Source organism: Peribacillus sp. FSL M8-0224, assembly GCF_038003055.1.
In the GTDB taxonomy this organism is placed as follows: domain Bacteria; phylum Bacillota; class Bacilli; order Bacillales; family DSM-1321; genus Peribacillus; species Peribacillus frigoritolerans.
In genome coordinates this window covers 830,328-848,843 of the sequence record NZ_JBBOOJ010000001.1, presented here as the reverse complement: position 1 = coordinate 848,843, position 18,516 = coordinate 830,328, and the positions used below count along the sequence as shown (strand labels likewise).

Sequence of the window (18,516 nt, the reverse complement as noted above, 5' to 3'; positions counted from 1 at the left end):
CTCTATGAGGCAAACCTGTCACCTCTTTTCTGGTTAACTCATAAATAGTCTTACATGTAAATTCTCATGCCTCATTTGGGCGATTTCCAATCCCGGCAGTGTCCGTCCGAGTTCATCCTCCGGAAGTGCTTTAATGAATGCAACGGCTGTCTGGATGACCTCATGTGACCACAATAACAAGGATTGTCCAGTTGTCTGCCCCAAAGGGATTCCTCTTACTGCATTTTGGATAAGCGAGGACACGGCTGCATACAAACAGGCATAAATGGCCATTTCTACGGTAAGGTTCAGTTCGGTACACACAAGCGCAAATACAATGGCCGGATGACCATAGCATTGCTTTCCTTGGATTTTCTTCAAGTATGCCAATAACGCTTCGGATGGGTATAAGTTCGAGCATAGTTTAGCCATCTGCTGTCCAATTCTTTTCGAGGCTTCCCTGGATTCCCGAGCGGAACATGCGGCGTAAAGCAACTCATCCAGATCCCATATACCTTCAGCCCTATGACTACTTACGAATTCATATGCAAGCCGGCACCCCAGTCCATCTGTATAGGTTAAAGATTTAGAAATGTATACCTTCAAAAACGCCTTTAAAGAAGTTGCATCATGGACCTTCCCTTCTTGAATGTAGGTCTCCATTCCGAATGAATGGGAGAACGACCCAGAAGGAAAATTGGAATCACAAAGCTGGATCAACGGAAACAAACGTTCAATCATGTGAATGGCCGATATGACGGAATGCCTGCTTCACCTTTCTCTTTTCACGACGAAACGGTATATCAAGTTCCATTAAAAGCTCTTCCACCAGGTAATCGTATTGAACAAGCATTTCATCTCCTACAAATTGGGCAGGTAAGTGGCGATTTCCCAATTGATGCGCTACATCGCCCATCTGCCCTAGAGTTGTAGGCAAGATCGTCAAAATATCGTCATCTATCGTATGGATAACGATCATATTATTTTCATCCATATAAAGGATGTCGCCATCCATCAAATCCTTGTTTTCTTTAAGGCGTATCCCAATTTCATTTCCATGATCCGTTTTAACCCTTAGTATCCGTTTTCTTAATGCATCGCTTTCCAGATAAACCTTTTCCATATGTTTCGCTTTTTTTTCAATAAACTCTATATTTCCCAATACTTTTTCAACTATCATGTCATCACCTCAGAATAAAAAGTATCGTTGCGCCATCGGCAGGATTTCCGCTGGCTCGCACGTAATTAAATCACCATCCACCGTCACTTCATATGTTTGCGGATCAACTTCTATGACGGGGGTCTCCCCGTTTAATCTCATATCTTTTTTTGTAATATTACGAATATTCGAGACAGTCTTCACTATTTTTTTCAACCCCAGGTCATCATGAATTCCCGCTTCATATGACGCTTTTGATAGGAACGTAATCGAAGTACTCGCAACGGCCTGTCCAAAACTTGCAAACATCGGGCGGTATAGCACGGGTTGAGGTGTCGGAATAGAAGCATTCGGGTCGCCCATCATACTGTGCGCGATCATGCCTCCTTTTAGAATCATGTCCGGTTTAACCCCGAAAAAGGCAGGATCCCATAGCACCAAGTCTGCGAATTTCCCTTCTTCCACAGATCCGACGACATCAGAAATCCCATGTGTAATTGCTGGATTTATCGTATATTTGGCAATATAACGCTTAACGCGGAAATTGTCCCCTTCCCCTGTATCCTCCAGCATTTTGCCACGCTGCTTTTTCATCTTATCGGCCGTCTGCCATGTTCGCAGAATAACTTCTCCTACACGCCCCATCGCTTGGGAATCGGAGCTGATCATGCTAAAGACGCCCAGGTCATGAAGAATGTCTTCAGCTGCGATAGTCTCTTTTCTTATCCTGGAATCGGCAAAAGCGATATCTTCAGGTACGGATGGATCCAAATGGTGGCATACCATTAGCATATCCAAATGCTCTTCCAACGTATTGATGGTATATGGACGGGTAGGGTTCGTCGAGGACGGGAGAATATTCGGATAACTAGCCGCCTTGATGATATCAGGGGCATGCCCCCCACCCGCTCCTTCGGTATGATATGTATGAATGACACGGCCGTCGATCGCTCTGATTGTATCCTCGACGAAACCACCTTCATTAAGCGTATCGGAATGAATCGCCACTTGAACATCGTATTCGTCAGCCACCATTAAACTTGTATCGATCGCTGCTGCCGTCGTGCCCCAATCTTCATGTAACTTCAGCCCGATCGCACCAGCCTCTATTTGCTCAGCAAGCGGTTCTTTGGAGGAGGAATTACCTTTACCCAAAAAACCGAGATTCATAGGGAAATGATCTGCTGCTTCGAGCATTTTATGTATATTCCAAGCTCCCGGAGTACACGTCGTGGCGTTCGTTCCCGTTGCAGGTCCGGTTCCCCCACCGATCATTGTCGTGATCCCGCTTGACAGTGAAGTCTCGATTTGCTGCGGGGCAATGAAATGGATGTGGGCATCAATACCACCAGCTGTAACGATTTTTCCTTCAGCTGCAATTATTTCAGTAGCTGCTCCTATCACCACTGTCACCCCATCCATCAATAGGGGATTTCCCGCTTTTCCTATAGTTGCAATATTTCCATCCTTCACGCCAATGTCCGCTTTATAGATGCCTGTATAATCGATGATTATCGCGTTGGTGAAAACAAGATCCATCACCTCATCTCTTGAAGCGGTTGGATGCTGCCCCATACCATCACGCACCACTTTACCCCCGCCAAATTTCACTTCATCCCCGTACTTTGTAAAATCCTTTTCTACTTCTATGAAAAGCTCGGTATCTGCCAATCTAATTAAATCCCCTGTTGTCGGACCAAACATATCGGCATATTGCTTACGTGACATTTCATGGCTCATATTTTCACTCCTTATCAAGCGGACCATTCGTTTTATTGCTTAATCCATAAACTTCCCTCTTGCCGCTGAATGGGACCAGTTCGATTTCCTTCGCATCGCCCGGCTCAAAACGGACAGCTGTACCAGCAGGAATGTTCAGCCTTTTCCCAAAAGCATTCTCACGAATGAACTCCAGTCCAAGATTCACTTCATAAAAGTGAAAGTGTGAGCCAATCTGTATCGGGCGGTCTCCCCTGTTGATGACTGTTAGGACCGTTGAAATCTTTCCCTCGTTACATACGATCGGTTCTTTTTTCAAGATATATTCACCTGGTATCATGGCCTCTTCCTCCTTACTGAATCGGATTATGAACAGTCACAAGCTTTGTACCATCCGGAAACGTTGCCTCAACTTGAATATCGTGAATAATGTCAGGAATCCCATCCATAACATCTTCAATTGAAAGAATCGTCCTGCCAAATTGCATCAGTTCCGATACTGATTTACCATCCCTGGCCCCTTCAACTATTTCGTAGGTAATCAAGGCAATGGATTCCGGATAGTTCAATTTCAAGCCGCGATCTTTTCGCCTTCTTGCCAAATCCGCCGCCACTACAACCATTAACTTTTCCTGTTCCCTTGCCGTTAAACGCATACCCTCTCTCCTTTTGCCAATCTATGCCGTTAAAATACCTACCCCTTAAGTTCGGCTGCAACTCTTTCAATGCGCCGTTTCAGTCAATTACCATTATCCGACCCAACATTCCGGCCCTTAACTTTACATAGTTATGTAAGTTTATCTAACATTATTTTAATTATAATAAATTATCTGACAATTACAACCCTTAAAATGAATTTAATTGTAAATTGATAAGCCTTCCCCTTTTGAAAAGACTTAGCTAAAATTTGATAATACTGAATTATCCTTGCTATAATTTCATGGGATAACGTTTAGAAAAAAACAAGATTGAAAGGGGAATGTAAAATGAATTATGTTAAAAATCAACTGACAGCCATGCGCAGCAATCTTTTAAAAGAAATTGAGGGAATCAATCCAGAGTTCATGGATGTACAGCCTGAAGGTTTTAATAATACAATCCATTGGCACATTGGACATGTACTTTCTGCAGCGGAAAAATTTTTATTGAACTCCAGCAGCAATTTGCCAGAGAATTACGGGCAGCTATTCGGATATGGTTCAAAACCTGCCGACTGGACCGGAGATGTACCTACCGTTGAAGTATTAAAGCAACAGTTGCATGAACAACTTGATCGACTTCTTGAAATTCCGGAAGAACGATTGACCGAAAAAACAGCACAGCCTTTCAACGGAATGGAAACAGTGGGAGAATTCATTAATTTTGTAGTCTTGCACGAAACCAATCATATAGGCCAAATTCACGCAATGAAATTATTCATAGAATCCAATAATAACTAAGAGTAAGTAACTGTCACCCTGTTTTTCTTGAAATGGGAGTGGCAGTTCTTTTATTTAGGACGAAAAATTACAGTTTTGGTGCGTTTGCACGTACGTTTGGAGCATATGCTCGTGAGTTTTTTAGCTTTTACTCATAAAATTCTAGCGTTACTCGGTAATTCGGAGCTTTAATTCGTGAATTCGGAGCATTACTCGTGAGTTTTAAGCTTTTACTCGTGAGTTTGCAGTAAATACTCGTGAATTTGGTGCAAATACTCGTGAATTTTAAGCTTTTACTCGTGAGTTTGCAGCAAATACTCGTGAATTCGAGCGTTACTCGTGAGTTTGCAGCAAATACTTGTGAATAAAATTAAAAAAGGCCCCCGCTTTTTATAGCGAGGGCTTTCGTCTGTTCACCCGTAAAGCTGAGTAAACGCCTCTCAAGTCATCTGGTCCTGGTTATCCATATAATCACTGTATGCTTTTTCCGCTGAGGCTTCCGAAGTGAACAAAGCATCATCATCCTCGATCGTATGAAATGTATCGTTCAGGAACAAGGCAACTGCATTGGGATCTTTGGGGTGCGGAACAATTTCCGCTGCCCTGATATTCGAAACTGTAGGGACATGGGGATTATTATAAATCACAAACACCTCGTCACCGACCTGCACTTCTTTTGCATTGATTACACCCATTGAATTCTTCCTTTCCATTACTGATTTTCCTTTAGTTTATGGAAAGAAACTTATAATTATTTATGAAAGATGACAGACCTCGCAAGTGGCGTTATCTGAATGGGGCCCCTTCAACATGAAGGAGCCCCGCCATTCACTTAAGCATATTCATTTTTTGTAAAAATTCGATCGGATGCTGTTTCCGGAAAAATTCCCTAAGCATATAGGCAACACCATCTTGATCATTGGAGCGCGTCACCCATTTTGCCACTTTCCGTACTTCCTCATCCGCATTGCCCATGGCAACTCCCAGACCAGAACCGGCAATCATATCCATATCATCCAATCCATCGCCAATCGAGACGATCTCCGTTCTTTTCACCTTTAAATGGTCCGCTAAATACAATACACCACTCCATTTAGATACACCCTTCGGAACGATTGTCAGTTTATGTCCTGGGTGTAAGACTGCATCCACCTCAGGGAACATTTCCTTTATCAATTTCAACATATCATTTCGAGCATTTTTTTCTGGAAATATAATGTCCATCTTCGTCGGGGCCATCGGCTGATCAATAAGCTCTTCACTGATATCATCCACATAATTTTGAGCATAAATATTTTGGTCATTCAAATACATAACCGATTTACCAAGCAAATTCTCCGGGAGGTTCACCCGATTGCCCAGCGAGTATTTTTCATGAATGAGCAATATTTGGCACGTGGTCTTTTCAAGCATTTGCACTAGCTCTGCAGTCAGTTCTTCTGATATTCTTTTTACCATTATCGGCTTTTCCACGGAAGCTCCGACAAAGGCTCCTTGCTGAGCAACGATCATCGGATTTATTTTTAGGGCTTTGGCCACTTTTTTTGCTGAGTGATAGTTTCTTGACGTCACAAGTGCAACATGGACACCTTTTTGGTGAACATAATCTATTGCTTCTTTAGTCGATTTATTTAAACGGCCATTCGACTGGAGCAATGTCCCGTCGATATTGACCGCAAGTAGTCGATATACCATGCTGATCTCTCCCATCTGTTGTATCCTCTTTCAAAATTTATGACTAAAATTTCGAGAATAGAACAAATAGTGGTTCACGCCCCTTGCACTTGTGCTTTCAGGGAACAAAAAAACCCCCAACCATTAAAGAAGGGAGTCTCCAACTGCTTATTGCTGTTGCTCAGGCAAGCCATATAAATCTTCAAGCGGCTTCATGATAATTTTATTGAGGTCTGCGATGACCATGCTCATCCGTTGTTCAGCTTCCATCAATTGTGAAATGGTTGGGTTTTGTTGGACAAGCTGTACCGTCTTTTGTGCTTGCTCAACCTCTTCCGGTGCAATCTCCTGTCCCATCATTTGCTTTTGCTGCAATGACATCTGCAGATTACGGAAGTTTTCAAACATTCCTTTTGTTGCTTCATCCGAATTCACAAGATCATATAAGCGTTGCAAATCGGCGTATTCATTGCTTGCCCTAATCGCCTTTTCCATTTCATACGCTGCATCATATACGTTACTCATTTATTTCCCCTCCCGGTAATCATTGTATTCCTACACCTTTTCCACTATAACAAATCCGATTGAGAATTACACGTCATCCTATTAAAACAGTTACGAAACCTTGAAATAAACCGATGATTCCACCAAGCAAGGCCCCAAGGTATGTGATCATCGACAATTCCTTCTTAGTGATGGAAACGACCATTTCCTCAAGACGGGACACAGAAAAGGACGAAACCTGTTCTTCCACGATATCGTCCAAATGAAGTTTTTGGAATAGCGGCTGGAAATGATTGATTACGTACTCGGCACCTTTTTCCACAAAAATCGGAACGCCCTTTTCCACAATGGTGTCCGAGAAATTGACAGTCAATTCTCGAACCGGCTTATTCAGGATCGAAGCGACAGGCAGTATTTCAACCGTTTTTTCGGTAATCCATTGTTTTATCGTTTCTCTCCCGATCATTCCCTCGATTTTCTCTATATCCCATTTCTCGAGATTTCCCCACTCTTTCACCAACATCACTGACAATATATCAATCGTTCTCGATTGTTCAAAAAATTTAATGATTTCCGGCTGAATCTTGTCAATTAACTTTTCGTTTCCAATGAACATCTGAATTAAATTGATCAGCTTGCCCCGTTCCTTGAAAAAATCATCCAACATGTCTTCAAGACGGCGTTTGCCTTCCGCACTGTCAAAATATTCTTTTCCCTTTTTCACGATGAAACGTGACAAATCAGGAATCGAGTCGAGGGCTTTTTGCTGAAGGTGCGGAGGGACGATATCTTTCAAGCTCTTGCTCATGTTCTCTTCCGACCATATTTCATATTTACCAAGAATGAATGTTTGTAATCGCTGTTCTAACGTAAATGAAGAATTCTTCATTCCCAATTGATCAAGTAATTGAGCAGTACTTTTTTGTGTGGACAATGCTTTCTTTACTTCTGCCTGGACGAAAATTTTCATATTCTGTATAGAGGCATCATTGATGACTTTACTTTGAATGCTCTCTGGTGTGATTAAATGATCGACCACCAATTTGCCTAATTGTTTAGCTAACTCATCCTGCCGCTAGGAATCAACCCTGGTGTCAACGGCAGCTGCTTCCCATAAATATGGATTGGCTTATACGGTCTGAATAGCATTCTGATAGCCAATAAATTAGTGAAGCCACCTATTACTGCACCAACGATGACCATAAACAGTATCTTTAGCCAAAACTCACCCATGAAATTTCTCCTTTTATTGCTTGAAATAAAGGCTTTATGACACCTTCTAATTAAAAAATCATAGAATGTGTTATCCACATTTGCCCATCATTTAATTATTAAAGGATATCAAACTTAGTGCAAACGGGGAATTATTATGAACCTTAACCATCAGAAAGTTTACATTACGGTAAATCCCGCAGAGACTAGAAAGAAGGCGCTATTATTTATCGAAGAAAAATTATTTGAGGAATGGGACCTTCAATTTGGAGAACCCGTAACGATAATGGCTGGATGCCGTTCCGTCCCGGTACTTGTCCAGCCATTCCCGTCATCCCAGCCTACATTGAAACTTTCATATGATATGAACCAAATTTTATCCTTACCCGTTTTTTCCGATCCAATCTCCGTCTCATACCATGCGGATGAAAGGTCAATTAAGATAGGCCCATTCTTCGCTTCACTCATGAACCAGACTCCCTTGCAAGACGGGACATTCGGCGAGATGGAAAAATTTTATCAGGAAATGAAATCATATTGTAATCAGCAGGGCATCCCCTTCTATTTAGTTAAACTGCAGTCTCTTCAAGATGGGGTTGTGGAAGGCTACCTGCCAGGGCAAGGTGGCTGGAAAGCCTTGCCCCTCCCCATCCCTGATGTATTTTATAACCGGATACATTCGCGTAAACTTGAGCAATCGTCTTCTTTCAAGCTGTTTAAAACTGAACTGGAGGAACGGTCGATTCCGATGTTCAACGGAAGGTTCCTCTCCAAACATGATGTACACGAACTACTGATCTTAGAAGATGAGCTTTTGCCAAATTTACCAGAGACGATACTGTTTAACGAAAAGGAAACTTTCTTGACATTTATAGAAAAGCATTCGGTAATCTACTTTAAACCCGCATCAGGCAGCCAAGGCAGGAATATTTGCAGATTAACGCAAGTAGCTGGAAAATGGAAAATCGAGCAATCCGGACATCTCCAGAATGTACATTTTGCTGATACGGATGAAAAGTTGTTTGAAACCTTAAAAAAATTTTCCAGAAAACGATCCTTCATTCTTCAAAAAGGGATTTCCCTATTCGAAACCGATCAGAGAAAAGTTGATTTCCGCATACTACTTCACCGGAACGAACAGCTTGAATGGAAAGTTACATCAATGGTTGCCCGGATTGGGGATCCTGGTACTATTGTTTCCAATCTTGCACAAGGCGGATTGATGAAAAATGGGCCGGATTTTCTAAAAGAAGCATTTGAACTTCAGGACGCCAGCCGCATATATCAAAAGCTCGTACGCCTGGCTAAAAACACTGCACAGGCCTTAGTCGAAAACCTTGACGATTCATTCGGTGAGCTAGGGATCGATTTAGCACTGGACACCGATACCCATCCATGGATCATCGAAGTGAATTCAAAACCTTCGAAAAAATTTCAAGGCAACTATGAAACCTTTCGTCCATCAGTAAAATCAATCATAGATTTCATGCTTGCCCTTAACCCGAAAACCATCCATAAAAGGAGTTGCTAGCACGTGTTAATAGGATTAATGGCCGCGTCGGATACTCATGAAAACAACTACTTCACCGAAATAGCCAAAACCGCTAAATCATTTAATATGAAAGTTTGCAAATTCTCACCGGTAAATATTGATATGGATCTAAAAAAAGTGAGGGGCGAGCGTTTTGATGCCGAGAGCGAAACTTGGATCGCCACATCTTTTGATTTACCTGATTTTGTATATGATCGCTGTTTTCACGGTTTAGTTCGTGAGTCAACGGAAACTCGACACAAAATCGAGTGGTTAAAAGATAACTCGAATTTCTTAGGACTGGGACTTCCTGGTAAGTGGGAAGTGTACCAAATCCTCAAAAACCATCCACACCTACAGGCATTTTTTCCAGAAACCGTACAAGTGACGACACCTGAAGATATTATAGGACATTTGGAACGCCTGGATAAAATCATCATCAAACCTGAATTCGGTGCAGGCGGTACAGGAATCTATCTCCTTTCAAAAACCGAAGACGGGACTTTGGTTTCCATGACGAAAAAGGGCACCAAATATGACCGCCCATTCTCCTCCAAATCTCAGCTTAACAAATGGCTGCAGCATTTATTAAATCGATACCGTTATCTTTGCCAGCCATATTTAGAACTTTGCACCCAAAATAATGAGCCATTCGATTTACGGATTTTACTTCAAAAAAACGAGAAGAATCAATGGATGGAACGGGGACGCGGAATTCGTACGGGACAAAAAGACGGAATTACTTCAAATCTTGCCACAGGCGGGGAAGCCATTTCATTGGATAACTTCAACAAAAGAAACCCGGAAACGATTTCGATTGCTGTCGAACAAAAGATTCATCATATCCTTCGCACCCTGCCCGTTGAAACCGAAGCTGTCTTTGAAAGATTATTCGAGTTGGGAATTGATCTAGGCATCGATAAAAAAGGCCAAATATGGATAATGGACATTAACTCGAAGCCTGGTAGGAAAATCATTCAGGCACTACAGCCGGAGACCATGAAAGATATTCATCGAGCACCGTTTCAGTATAGCCAGTATTTAGCCGAACAGCTTCAGAAAGCAGGTGAATAGGAAGTGAGAAAGACTTATCCTGCCGAAATTGCCGCTATCCCTGGCAATGTTCTCTACTACCCTTCAGAGCTTGGAGATTTGGCAGAGATTGAATTAATTTATTTCGGACGGCATTCATGTCCTGCCATCGTCAAACAAAACCCGGCAGTCAATCAAACAATCGTGCTATCGAAAAGTCTTGCGGAATCTCTACTATTCGATCATACCGATATTCCCCTTCATTTATTCATATACGGCAAGAGCATCCATATCGGACCGCTTGTCGGAATCTTTTCCTCAGGCTTCACGGGCATTTCAAACAAACCTTTAGGGGAGAGATCTGAATTTTTCGCAAAGCTCCTTTCGCTTAGCAAGACCACAGGCTGTATTCCCTTTGTTTTTGGAGAGAATGTAATCAATTGGGATGAGGAGACAATCAAAGGCTATGTATTTGATAAAGATGACTGGAACATTTATGAATTTCCTTTTCCTAATGTCATCTATGACCGGCTACCAAATCGGTTGACGGAAAACCGTGATGGACCTAAAGAAGTGAAGCAGAAATTCCAAAAAATATATACCATACCATGGTATAACCCCGGATTTTTCAACAAATGGGATGTAAATGAAAGGTTATGCGCAGATGAGCGGGCACTGCCTTATTTGCCGGAAACGTATCCATTTCAATCCATATCCGTGGTGGAAACCCTTCTTTCCCATTACCGGCAAGTTTATATAAAGCCCATTCACGGCAGCCTCGGTCTAGGGATTCACCAAATTCTTTATGATAAGCATGAGAATGTTTACTATTGCCGCTATACAAACGAAGCAAAAGAAAATAAACTGCAACGGTTTTCGACATTGGAATCCATCGTTAAACACATTTTTCACGACCGCCCGCTCGAGAATCTGATCGTGCAGCAGGGCATCCCATTAATTCGATCTGAAAAACGTCCAGTGGATTTCCGGGTTCATACGAACAAGGACAGTAATGGAAAATGGCAGGTGACCGCGATTGCCGCAAAAATCGCCGGCGCCGGCAGCGTCACGACCCATATTAAAAGCGGGGGTGTCATCAAAACGGTTGCCGAACTGTTTGGAGATGACGATGAGGCGACAGAAGTCGAACGAAAGCTATCGGAAGCCGCACTGATTTTAAGTGACAGTATAGAAAAGAACTTGGACGGCATCATCGCAGAAATAGGATTTGATTTTGGATTGGATAAAAAAGGGCAGGTTTGGATGTTTGAAGCCAATTCCAAGCCTGGACGTTCCATCTTCTCCCATCCAAAACTCAAGGATTTCGAATTGCTGACCAGAAAGCTAAGCCTTGATTATGCCATTTATCTTACGGAACAGACGATTACAAAATCAATCAGAGTGCCGCAATGAACATTTTTTATGATATCCCCACTGAAAATTGGCACCACACTCATGAGAATGCGGAACTTTTCGCCGGCTCTGCCGAAGAAGAAATCAGCTATAAAAAGAACCATTCGAATCAACCTCTAATTCCAATCACAATATTTCCGGGTAACCGGATGCTTACCGTCGGAATTTTAACTGTTTCCAATCCCAAAAAGGAATCAGGTTTGGGTGGAAACCTGACCCTTTTTCGGGACTTATCATTATATTTATTGCAACATGGAATATTGGCGTATGTATTCACAGGAAATGCCCTTCATTCCGAGTCGATGAAAGGGTATCTTTTTTCCTCCATTTCAAACAAGTGGATTGAATGTAAGGTGCCCTTCCCTGACATCGTCTATAACCGTATCCCCTGGAGGAGCTATGAGGCGTCAGAGGAATTCCAACATCTTATCACACATTTTAAAGATTACCGAATGACTCTATTCAACCCCTGTTTTATAGATAAATATGTGATGTTCGAAGCATTAACTGAAGATGGATCCCTCACCAACCACCTTCCGCCCACCATGGTCTTACGAAACAGCGGTTGCCTTGATTCTTTCCTGGAGACATACAGGCATATATACCTTAAGCCATGCAAAGGAAGCCAAGGGAAGGGCATTTATACCATTATCAAAAATGATGATGATACCCTATTGTTCAATAGCTTAAAGCATAGTGAGTCCTTCCCTGATTTTGCTTCCTTCTGGGATACAAAAAAAAGGGATTTATTAAAAAGGAGCTATCTTGCTCAACAGGCGATCATACCAAAAAAACTCTTTGGACATCGTTATGATTACCGGATTCTCGTCCATTATGAAAAAGGTTTTTATAAAGTGACCGGCAAAGCGGTAAGGATGTCGCAAACTCAGGAAATCACCACCCACACTCCCCGAGGCGGAAAGCTTTTTCCTTATCAGGACATTAAATCAAAAAACCTGGATCTAAAATTAGCGAATATCGCCCAAAAATGCGGAGAGATACTTTCAAAAAAGATCGGGTTTCTCGGAGAGTTTTCCATTGATATAGGGGAAGACGAATCGGGCTCGCTTTTCATATACGAAGTGAACTCAAAGCCGATGCAATTCGATGAAGAAGAAATTGAAACAAACAGGCTTTTGCATTTAAAAAATCTTTTCATTGAATTAACTTTTCCCAACCTGAAAAGAAAATAACACCTCCAGCTGCCGTTTTCCATTATAATCGAATGAGAAACAGTATATATGGAGGTAATACATATGATCACTCATTTTCAATGGGAACCATTGCATAAGAATCTGCCAGGATGGAAAATTTCCTTTTATTTCAACAAGCAGGCAGTCAAAGCCTTGTATCATAAAGATGGATCCATCGAGTGGACAGCCAATCCGCCTTCCGAAACAGATGAAACTAAACTCAAAAGCATGATACATGATTTAATGATCTTCCATGTATATGAATGAAACCCCTTTACATTTATGAAATCGCTTAACAGAATAAAAAAAACTCCTTTGCCTAAACTAAAGAAAAGGCTAGGAGGGATTTCTTTTGGATAAAGAAAAAATGACATTTTTGAAGGATACCGAATATGATGGCAAGGACTCCGTTTACCTGGATATCGACCGTATCATCAATGAAGGAATGGCGGGCGGAAATGTGTATGAAGTCGCTAACCTTCAGAACATCGAAGAAGCACATGATTTTTATGATGAAACAGATCCCAATGTCAATAAATGAATAATGTGGGCTCTCTTATGGAGAGCTCTCTTTTATATCAGTCAGACCGTTAAACGGTAGCATTCAAATAGTCCCATTCTCCCTCGCACTTAAAATATTTTTGTTTAATATCGATGTAATGATATGCTCTGAATCCCATTCATGCCCAGATATCTCGATAAGGGGATAGCGATTCGGTAAAACGACCTGCTGGATTTCATGAACGGTCAGCCCTTGAGAATGCAAGCGTAAAATTTCCCCTTGGAGGTTTTCCAGATAATCCAGTTTTTTTCGAAACATCTCCTTCCCATCAGGAACATGCCCAGCATGACAGCAAAACACTTCCCCGAAGTCATATTGAAGCAATCTTTTTATGGAATCGATGATCACCGGGACAGACTCTTCCCGTAAGACAAGCTTTGTTTTTGGGGTTACGAAAAGGTCTCCTGAAAAAAGCACGCCATTATTGTGATTCAAATACACCATATGGTCCTTTGCATGACCTGGGGTAAAAATCGGCTCCCACGTTTGGGTACGGGAATGAATGGCCTTCCCTAGCGGCTCAGCTTTAAAGGCGTCTCTCTTTCCCCAGAAAATTTTGCGATATTCAGGATATTCAGCATCCTTTGCACAAACCTCAACCGACATCGGGTGAATGAAAAGAGGGACCTTTTTATGTTCCTTTATCCAGGCAGCGCCCCCCGTATGGTCTTCATGATAGTGCGTCAGGGCCACTGAGTCGAAGTCTGCGGATTCATAGAATGGAATAAGCTCTTCCAATAAAATCTGCGCGCCAGTATCTATCAATAGGCCATCCGTTAAAAAGACATACACACTCATCCCCCCCTTGTTCCCGCCAGGAGTCCCATGCACGCAAACCACATCATTTATCGTCTTGATCTCTATCATTCGGTTTCCTCCCCATCATTGTACAAAAATAGTTTTACCTTCCTTTTTTTAACTTTACTATAATAAATGTAGTACCACTTTACCTTTTTGACAAGGAAATATTGGAATAAATAGCCTCGATGAAAATGCTGGATTATTGCATAATAGCCCATTTTCCATGAATCGTTTTAACGGACCGTACCAGATTTATTGACAAAAAAATAAAAGAAACGATTGACATTGCCGGATTTTACAAATAATATAGATTATATTATAAAACTTGAAATATTCTAAAATAATAATTTACTTATCAAGAGTGACGGAGGGATCAGGCCCTGTGATGTCCGGCAACCGCCCTTAGGGAACGGTGCCAATTCCTGCAGAATGATTGCATTCTGAAAGATAAGCCGAGATATGATTTCGCTGCCTCTTTCTGAATGATAGAGGCAGCTTTTTTAATGTTTAAGGGGGAAAGCTCATGATTGAAATCCGTTCAATCCGAAAGGAATACGTCTCGAAGAAAAACCGAGTTATCGGAGTGGATAACGTATCTTTGACCATTCAAACTGGTGAAATATATGGCATTGTCGGCTACAGCGGAGCTGGAAAAAGCTCATTACTCCGCTGCTTGAATTTGCTTGAACGTCCGACAGGTGGAAATATCATTATCGACGGCATTGATTTAACCTCTTTATCTAGCAAAGAGCTTCGTAAACAACGCCAAAAAATCGGAATGATATTCCAGCACTTTTCCCTGGTCAGTTCAAAAACCGTTTATGAAAATGTCGCTTTCGCCTTAAGGGCCGCGCATCGATCCAAGGACGCGACTAAGTTACGTGTATTGGAATTGTTGGAAATCGTAGGGCTCAGCGATAAGAAAGATGTCTATCCTGCACAGCTTAGCGGTGGACAGAAGCAACGGGTCGGCATAGCTCGCGCGTTAGCAAATGAACCCACTGTACTATTATGTGATGAAGCGACTTCAGCCCTTGATCCAACAACTACAAAAGCGATTTTACAGTTATTGAAAAAGATAAGCAGTGAGCTTGGTATCACCATCGTGTTGATTACACATGAAATGGAAGTGGTCAAAGAACTATGCCACCGAGTCGCCGTGATGCAGGATGGCCGGGTAATTGAAGAAGGACCCGTTTATGAAATATTTTCACAGCCCAAACAGGAATTAACGAAGCAATTCATTAGCAGTGTACTGGATTTCGAACTCCCTTCGCACTTGATTGATGAAAGTGAAGGGACGATTATTAAGATCCAATTCGAAGGGCAAACCGCCGGTGAGTCGATTCTTTCGGATACTCTCCAATCCCATGCAGTAAAGGGGAATATTTTACACGGTAAAATTGAGTATATCCAGGATGTTCCTTTAGGCATTTTAATCATCGAGTTAATTGGCGATGCCGTCCAAATTCATGAGGCATTGGAATATATAAAAAATCGTTCCAGTTCTGTGGAGGTGTTAAAACATGTCACTGCTTAATCCCATCGTCAATATTTTACCTGATCTTAATAAAGCCTTTCTTGAAACGATTTATATGGTCGGCGTTTCTCTTGCAGTAGCCCTGCTGATCGGTTTACCGCTAGGAGTATTGCTATTTACAACAACCAGGAATTTATTTTTTGAAAATGGCATCGTGAATCGATCTCTCGGTTTCGCAGTCAATATTGTCCGTTCAATCCCGTTCATCATTCTCTTGGTCGCCCTCCTTCCTTTAACGGACCTACTTACGGGATCGACGATAGGGCCAAGAGCAGCTTCTGTTTCCCTGTCCGTATCCGCAATCCCTTTTTTTGCAAGGATTGTTGAAACGGCATTACGTGAAATAGACAGAGGAGTGATTGAAGCTGCAATTGCCGTAGGTGCCACTCCATGGATGATCATTAAGGATGTACTTCTTCCAGAGGCAAAACCGGGAATCATTCAAGGACTGACATTAACGACCATTTCGCTAATCGGTTACTCAGCAATGGCAGGGACAATCGGCGGTGGCGGAATTGGCGACCTGGCAATCCGGTACGGATATTACCGATATGACAACACAGTCATGATCACGACGATCGTCGTGCTGATCTGCCTTGTGCAACTCATTCAAATGGTTGGTGACAAAGTTTCATACATAGTTAACAAGCGATAGGATCAATCATTTTTTTAAATGACTCAATACATTTCATTACTCAGGAGGAATTTCAAATGAAGAAAATAGCTTCGTTATTATCAGTCTGTGCACTTGCACTCGGCTTGGCAGCATGCGGGAGCGATGATGCATCCCCAAATACTGAAGACAAAAAAGAATTGAAGATCGGGGCGACTACCGGGCCGTACGCCGATATGGTTAAGGAGGCCATCAAACCAGGTCTGGAAGATCTCGGATACAAAATAGAAATCGTCGAATTCACCGACTATATCCAGCCGAATAAGTCGCTTGGCAACAACTCGATCGACGCCAACCTTTTCCAGCATAAAGTGTACATGGATAACTTCGCTAAAGAAAATGATTTAAAGCTTTCCGACCTTATCATAGTTCCAACAGCGCCAATGGGCATATATTCTAATAAGTATAATTCATTGAAAGAAGTGAAAGACGGTACATCCCTTGCAGTGCCCAATGATCCGGTTAACCTGGCACGTGCACTAAAAGTGCTGGTGGATGAAGGGTTGATTGAAGTCGATCCAAATGTCGACCCTTTAAAAGTATCTGAAAAGGATGTAACGAAAAATCCAAAAAACATCCAGCTAAAACCATTGGAATCCGCTCAGTTACCCCGCGCAACAGACAGCGTTGACCTATCGGCGGTCCCTGGCAACTTTGCTCTTGCAGCGAAAATGGACCTCAAGGATGCCCTAGTTTTAGAAAAAATGCCGGATATGTATCGAAACGTTGTTGCAGTGAATACAAAAGATGTAGACGCTCAATTTGCCAAGGATATTAAATCAGTAGTGGAATCCGACCAGTTTGAAAAAGTGATCGATGACAAATTTGCCGGATTCGGAAAACCAGACTGGATGGATTGATCAAATAATCAAGGCCTGCTTCCCCTTTACCGGGAACAGGCCTTTCATTAAGGAGAGCAAATATGAATACCTTACTGGAGGTCCGCAGCGGCCCCGCTTATTACGCCTGTAAAGCAAATGTCCTTGAAAACCTGGAAGTGAAACTGAGTAAAGGGAACATTCGTAAAGTGCTCGTTATTCATGGACGAAAATCTTGGGAAGTTACTGAACCCTTTTTTCCTTCCTTAGAACATATTGAGACGATCTTTTTCACATACGGCGGGGAATGCAGTGACCCGGAAATTGAACGCGTCAAGAAGGCTGCTCTTGAACATGGTGCAGATGCATTAATTGGCATTGGCGGCGGTAAGTTGCTCGACCTCGCCAAATCGGCCGGAAACTCGCTTCAAAAGGAAATCATCCTCATTCCAACCTTGGCTTCCACCTGCGCTGCCTGGACACCGTTGAGTGTTATTTATGATGATAATGGTTCATATGTCCGTTATGATATTCATGAAAAAAGCACTTGGATGTTATTGATCGAACCAGGAATTCTTCTTAATTCGCCGATTAACTATTTACGTGCTGGAATCGGCGATACATTGGCGAAATGGTACGAGGGCAATGCACTGGCCGAAAAGCTTGCCACCAAGTCCGTTTGTATTGAATTGGCCCATCTGGCCGCAAGGCAATGCCAGGAAGTTTTATTGACATATGGCGAGGAAGCCTTAGCTGATTTGGAAAAAGGGAAATGGACAGATGCGCTGCAGCGTGTAATTGAAACGAACATCATCACCAGTGGTCTTGTTGGCGGGTTTGGCGGCCAGTACTTGCGCGTTGCCGGTGCCCACTCCATTCATAATGGCATGACTTCCATCACGCAAGCGCATCATTTACTTCACGGGGAAAAAGTTGCATATGGCATTTTAGTCCAGCTTGTGCTAGAAGGGAAATTCTCGGAAATCAAACAATTGCTGCCCATCTACCAGGTGCTTAAATTGCCGATGACATTGCTTGATATTGGCCTGACTGTTGAACATAAGGCCGAACTTCAACAGATTGCAGCCCACTCTGTCAAAGAAGGTGAAGACATCCATCTTCTCTTCCCTGATATCAACAAGGAAAAAGTGGCAGCCGCCATGGAAAACCTTGAAATCCTTACAAACCATGCAAACCCATCCACGGACTAAAAAAGCAATGGGGTTTTTACCCCATCGCTTTTTTTTGATTCCTCATTGTTTGTTTAAAATCATCCTTTTCACCAAGC

General features: G+C 42.3%; 21 protein-coding genes, 1 pseudogene and 1 riboswitch. Of the genes and pseudogenes, 11 read left to right on the top strand and 11 right to left on the bottom strand.

Going from position 1 to position 18,516, the window contains the following annotated elements; all coding sequences use genetic code 11:
- Window positions 1-33: 33 nt before the first annotated feature.
- Genes MKX49_RS04070 through MKX49_RS04050 form a run of 5 tightly spaced genes read right to left on the bottom strand, consistent with a single transcriptional unit; the run spans window position 34 to window position 3,513 of the window.
- On the bottom strand, window positions 34-720 hold the full coding sequence (locus MKX49_RS04070) for an urease accessory protein UreF (RefSeq protein WP_340875160.1): 687 nt from the start codon (window positions 718-720) through the stop codon (window positions 34-36).
- Window positions 713-1,159 carry an urease accessory protein UreE gene (gene ureE, locus MKX49_RS04065; RefSeq protein WP_340875157.1) on the bottom strand — a complete coding sequence of 149 codons (447 nt, stop codon included), beginning with the start codon at window positions 1,157-1,159 and terminating at the stop codon, window positions 713-715. The genes MKX49_RS04070 and ureE overlap by 8 nt, the downstream gene beginning before the upstream one ends.
- A 9-nt stretch (window positions 1,160-1,168) precedes the next feature.
- Window positions 1,169-2,878 carry an urease subunit alpha gene (ureC, locus tag MKX49_RS04060; RefSeq protein WP_340875155.1) on the bottom strand — a complete coding sequence of 570 codons (1,710 nt, stop codon included), beginning with the start codon at window positions 2,876-2,878 and terminating at the stop codon, window positions 1,169-1,171.
- Window positions 2,879-2,882: 4 nt separating this feature from the next.
- Window positions 2,883-3,197 (bottom strand): urease subunit beta, encoded by a 315-nt coding sequence (locus MKX49_RS04055; RefSeq protein WP_340875153.1) that lies wholly within the window; start codon window positions 3,195-3,197, stop codon window positions 2,883-2,885.
- 13 nt (window positions 3,198-3,210) lie between these two features.
- Window positions 3,211-3,513, bottom strand: coding sequence for an urease subunit gamma (locus MKX49_RS04050; protein ID WP_340875149.1), 303 nt, complete (start codon window positions 3,511-3,513; stop codon window positions 3,211-3,213).
- Between the two features lie 330 nt (window positions 3,514-3,843).
- On the opposite strand from MKX49_RS04050, the gene MKX49_RS04045 reads away from it, so the two are divergent.
- Window positions 3,844-4,296: a DinB family protein gene (locus MKX49_RS04045; protein ID WP_034314737.1), complete on the top strand. Its 453-nt coding sequence runs from the start codon at window positions 3,844-3,846 to the stop codon at window positions 4,294-4,296.
- 419 nt (window positions 4,297-4,715) lie between these two features.
- Here the strand turns inward: MKX49_RS04045 and MKX49_RS04040 are convergent, their stop codons facing one another.
- The 5 genes and pseudogenes from MKX49_RS04040 to MKX49_RS04020 all read right to left on the bottom strand — a co-directional run bounded on the left by MKX49_RS04040 (window position 4,716) and on the right by MKX49_RS04020 (window position 8,133).
- A complete protein-coding gene (locus tag MKX49_RS04040; protein WP_222620128.1) occupies window positions 4,716-4,988 on the bottom strand; it encodes a transcriptional regulator SplA domain-containing protein in 273 nt (90 codons plus the stop codon).
- Between the two features lie 115 nt (window positions 4,989-5,103).
- Window positions 5,104-5,970, bottom strand: coding sequence for a Cof-type HAD-IIB family hydrolase (locus MKX49_RS04035; RefSeq protein WP_340875145.1), 867 nt, complete (start codon window positions 5,968-5,970; stop codon window positions 5,104-5,106).
- A 147-nt stretch (window positions 5,971-6,117) separates the two neighbouring features.
- The gene (locus MKX49_RS04030; protein WP_034314741.1) at window positions 6,118-6,474 is read right to left on the bottom strand and encodes a YlbF family regulator; all 357 of its coding nucleotides are present in this window, start codon (window positions 6,472-6,474) and stop codon (window positions 6,118-6,120) included.
- A gap of 73 nt (window positions 6,475-6,547) precedes the next feature.
- A pseudogene (locus MKX49_RS04025) lies at window positions 6,548-7,602 on the bottom strand (DUF445 domain-containing protein).
- Between the two features lie 324 nt (window positions 7,603-7,926).
- Window positions 7,927-8,133, bottom strand: coding sequence for a hypothetical protein (locus MKX49_RS04020; protein ID WP_162259522.1), 207 nt, complete (start codon window positions 8,131-8,133; stop codon window positions 7,927-7,929).
- Between the two features lie 37 nt (window positions 8,134-8,170).
- Here MKX49_RS04020 and MKX49_RS04015 point away from each other — a divergent pair, with 37 nt between their 5' ends.
- The 6 genes from MKX49_RS04015 (at window position 8,171) to MKX49_RS03990 (ending at window position 13,375) form a co-directional block, all read left to right on the top strand.
- Window positions 8,171-9,196 (top strand): YheC/YheD family endospore coat-associated protein, encoded by a 1,026-nt coding sequence (locus MKX49_RS04015; RefSeq protein ID WP_340875142.1) that lies wholly within the window; start codon window positions 8,171-8,173, stop codon window positions 9,194-9,196.
- A 3-nt stretch (window positions 9,197-9,199) separates the two neighbouring features.
- The gene (locus tag MKX49_RS04010) at window positions 9,200-10,270 is read left to right on the top strand and encodes a YheC/YheD family endospore coat-associated protein (protein ID WP_340875139.1); all 1,071 of its coding nucleotides are present in this window, start codon (window positions 9,200-9,202) and stop codon (window positions 10,268-10,270) included.
- Between the two features lie 3 nt (window positions 10,271-10,273).
- The gene (locus MKX49_RS04005; protein WP_048687401.1) at window positions 10,274-11,641 is read left to right on the top strand and encodes a YheC/YheD family endospore coat-associated protein; all 1,368 of its coding nucleotides are present in this window, start codon (window positions 10,274-10,276) and stop codon (window positions 11,639-11,641) included.
- On the top strand, window positions 11,638-12,834 hold the full coding sequence (locus MKX49_RS04000; protein WP_289349250.1) for a YheC/YheD family endospore coat-associated protein: 1,197 nt from the start codon (window positions 11,638-11,640) through the stop codon (window positions 12,832-12,834). The genes MKX49_RS04005 and MKX49_RS04000 overlap by 4 nt, the downstream gene beginning before the upstream one ends.
- A 63-nt stretch (window positions 12,835-12,897) precedes the next feature.
- The gene (locus MKX49_RS03995) at window positions 12,898-13,101 is read left to right on the top strand and encodes a YheE family protein (RefSeq protein WP_034314751.1); all 204 of its coding nucleotides are present in this window, start codon (window positions 12,898-12,900) and stop codon (window positions 13,099-13,101) included.
- Window positions 13,102-13,186: 85 nt separating this feature from the next.
- A complete protein-coding gene (locus MKX49_RS03990; RefSeq protein WP_034314753.1) occupies window positions 13,187-13,375 on the top strand; it encodes a hypothetical protein in 189 nt (62 codons plus the stop codon).
- Between the two features lie 63 nt (window positions 13,376-13,438).
- Here the strand turns inward: MKX49_RS03990 and MKX49_RS03985 are convergent, their stop codons facing one another.
- A complete protein-coding gene (locus tag MKX49_RS03985; protein WP_052137500.1) occupies window positions 13,439-14,263 on the bottom strand; it encodes an MBL fold metallo-hydrolase in 825 nt (274 codons plus the stop codon).
- Window positions 14,264-14,546: 283 nt separating this feature from the next.
- A riboswitch (SAM riboswitch) is annotated at window positions 14,547-14,651 on the top strand.
- A gap of 69 nt (window positions 14,652-14,720) precedes the next feature.
- Between MKX49_RS03985 and MKX49_RS03980 the strand changes: the two genes are divergently transcribed.
- The 4 genes from MKX49_RS03980 (at window position 14,721) to MKX49_RS03965 (ending at window position 18,439) form a co-directional block, all read left to right on the top strand.
- Window positions 14,721-15,737 carry a methionine ABC transporter ATP-binding protein gene (locus tag MKX49_RS03980; protein ID WP_340875133.1) on the top strand — a complete coding sequence of 339 codons (1,017 nt, stop codon included), beginning with the start codon at window positions 14,721-14,723 and terminating at the stop codon, window positions 15,735-15,737.
- Window positions 15,724-16,392: a methionine ABC transporter permease gene (locus MKX49_RS03975; protein WP_048687408.1), complete on the top strand. Its 669-nt coding sequence runs from the start codon at window positions 15,724-15,726 to the stop codon at window positions 16,390-16,392. Before MKX49_RS03980 ends, MKX49_RS03975 begins: the two co-directional genes overlap by 14 nt.
- 56 nt (window positions 16,393-16,448) lie before the next feature.
- Window positions 16,449-17,270 carry a MetQ/NlpA family ABC transporter substrate-binding protein gene (locus MKX49_RS03970; RefSeq protein WP_202186550.1) on the top strand — a complete coding sequence of 274 codons (822 nt, stop codon included), beginning with the start codon at window positions 16,449-16,451 and terminating at the stop codon, window positions 17,268-17,270.
- Between the two features lie 62 nt (window positions 17,271-17,332).
- Window positions 17,333-18,439, top strand: coding sequence for an iron-containing alcohol dehydrogenase family protein (locus MKX49_RS03965; protein WP_340875130.1), 1,107 nt, complete (start codon window positions 17,333-17,335; stop codon window positions 18,437-18,439).
- Window positions 18,440-18,516: the final 77 nt, after the last annotated feature.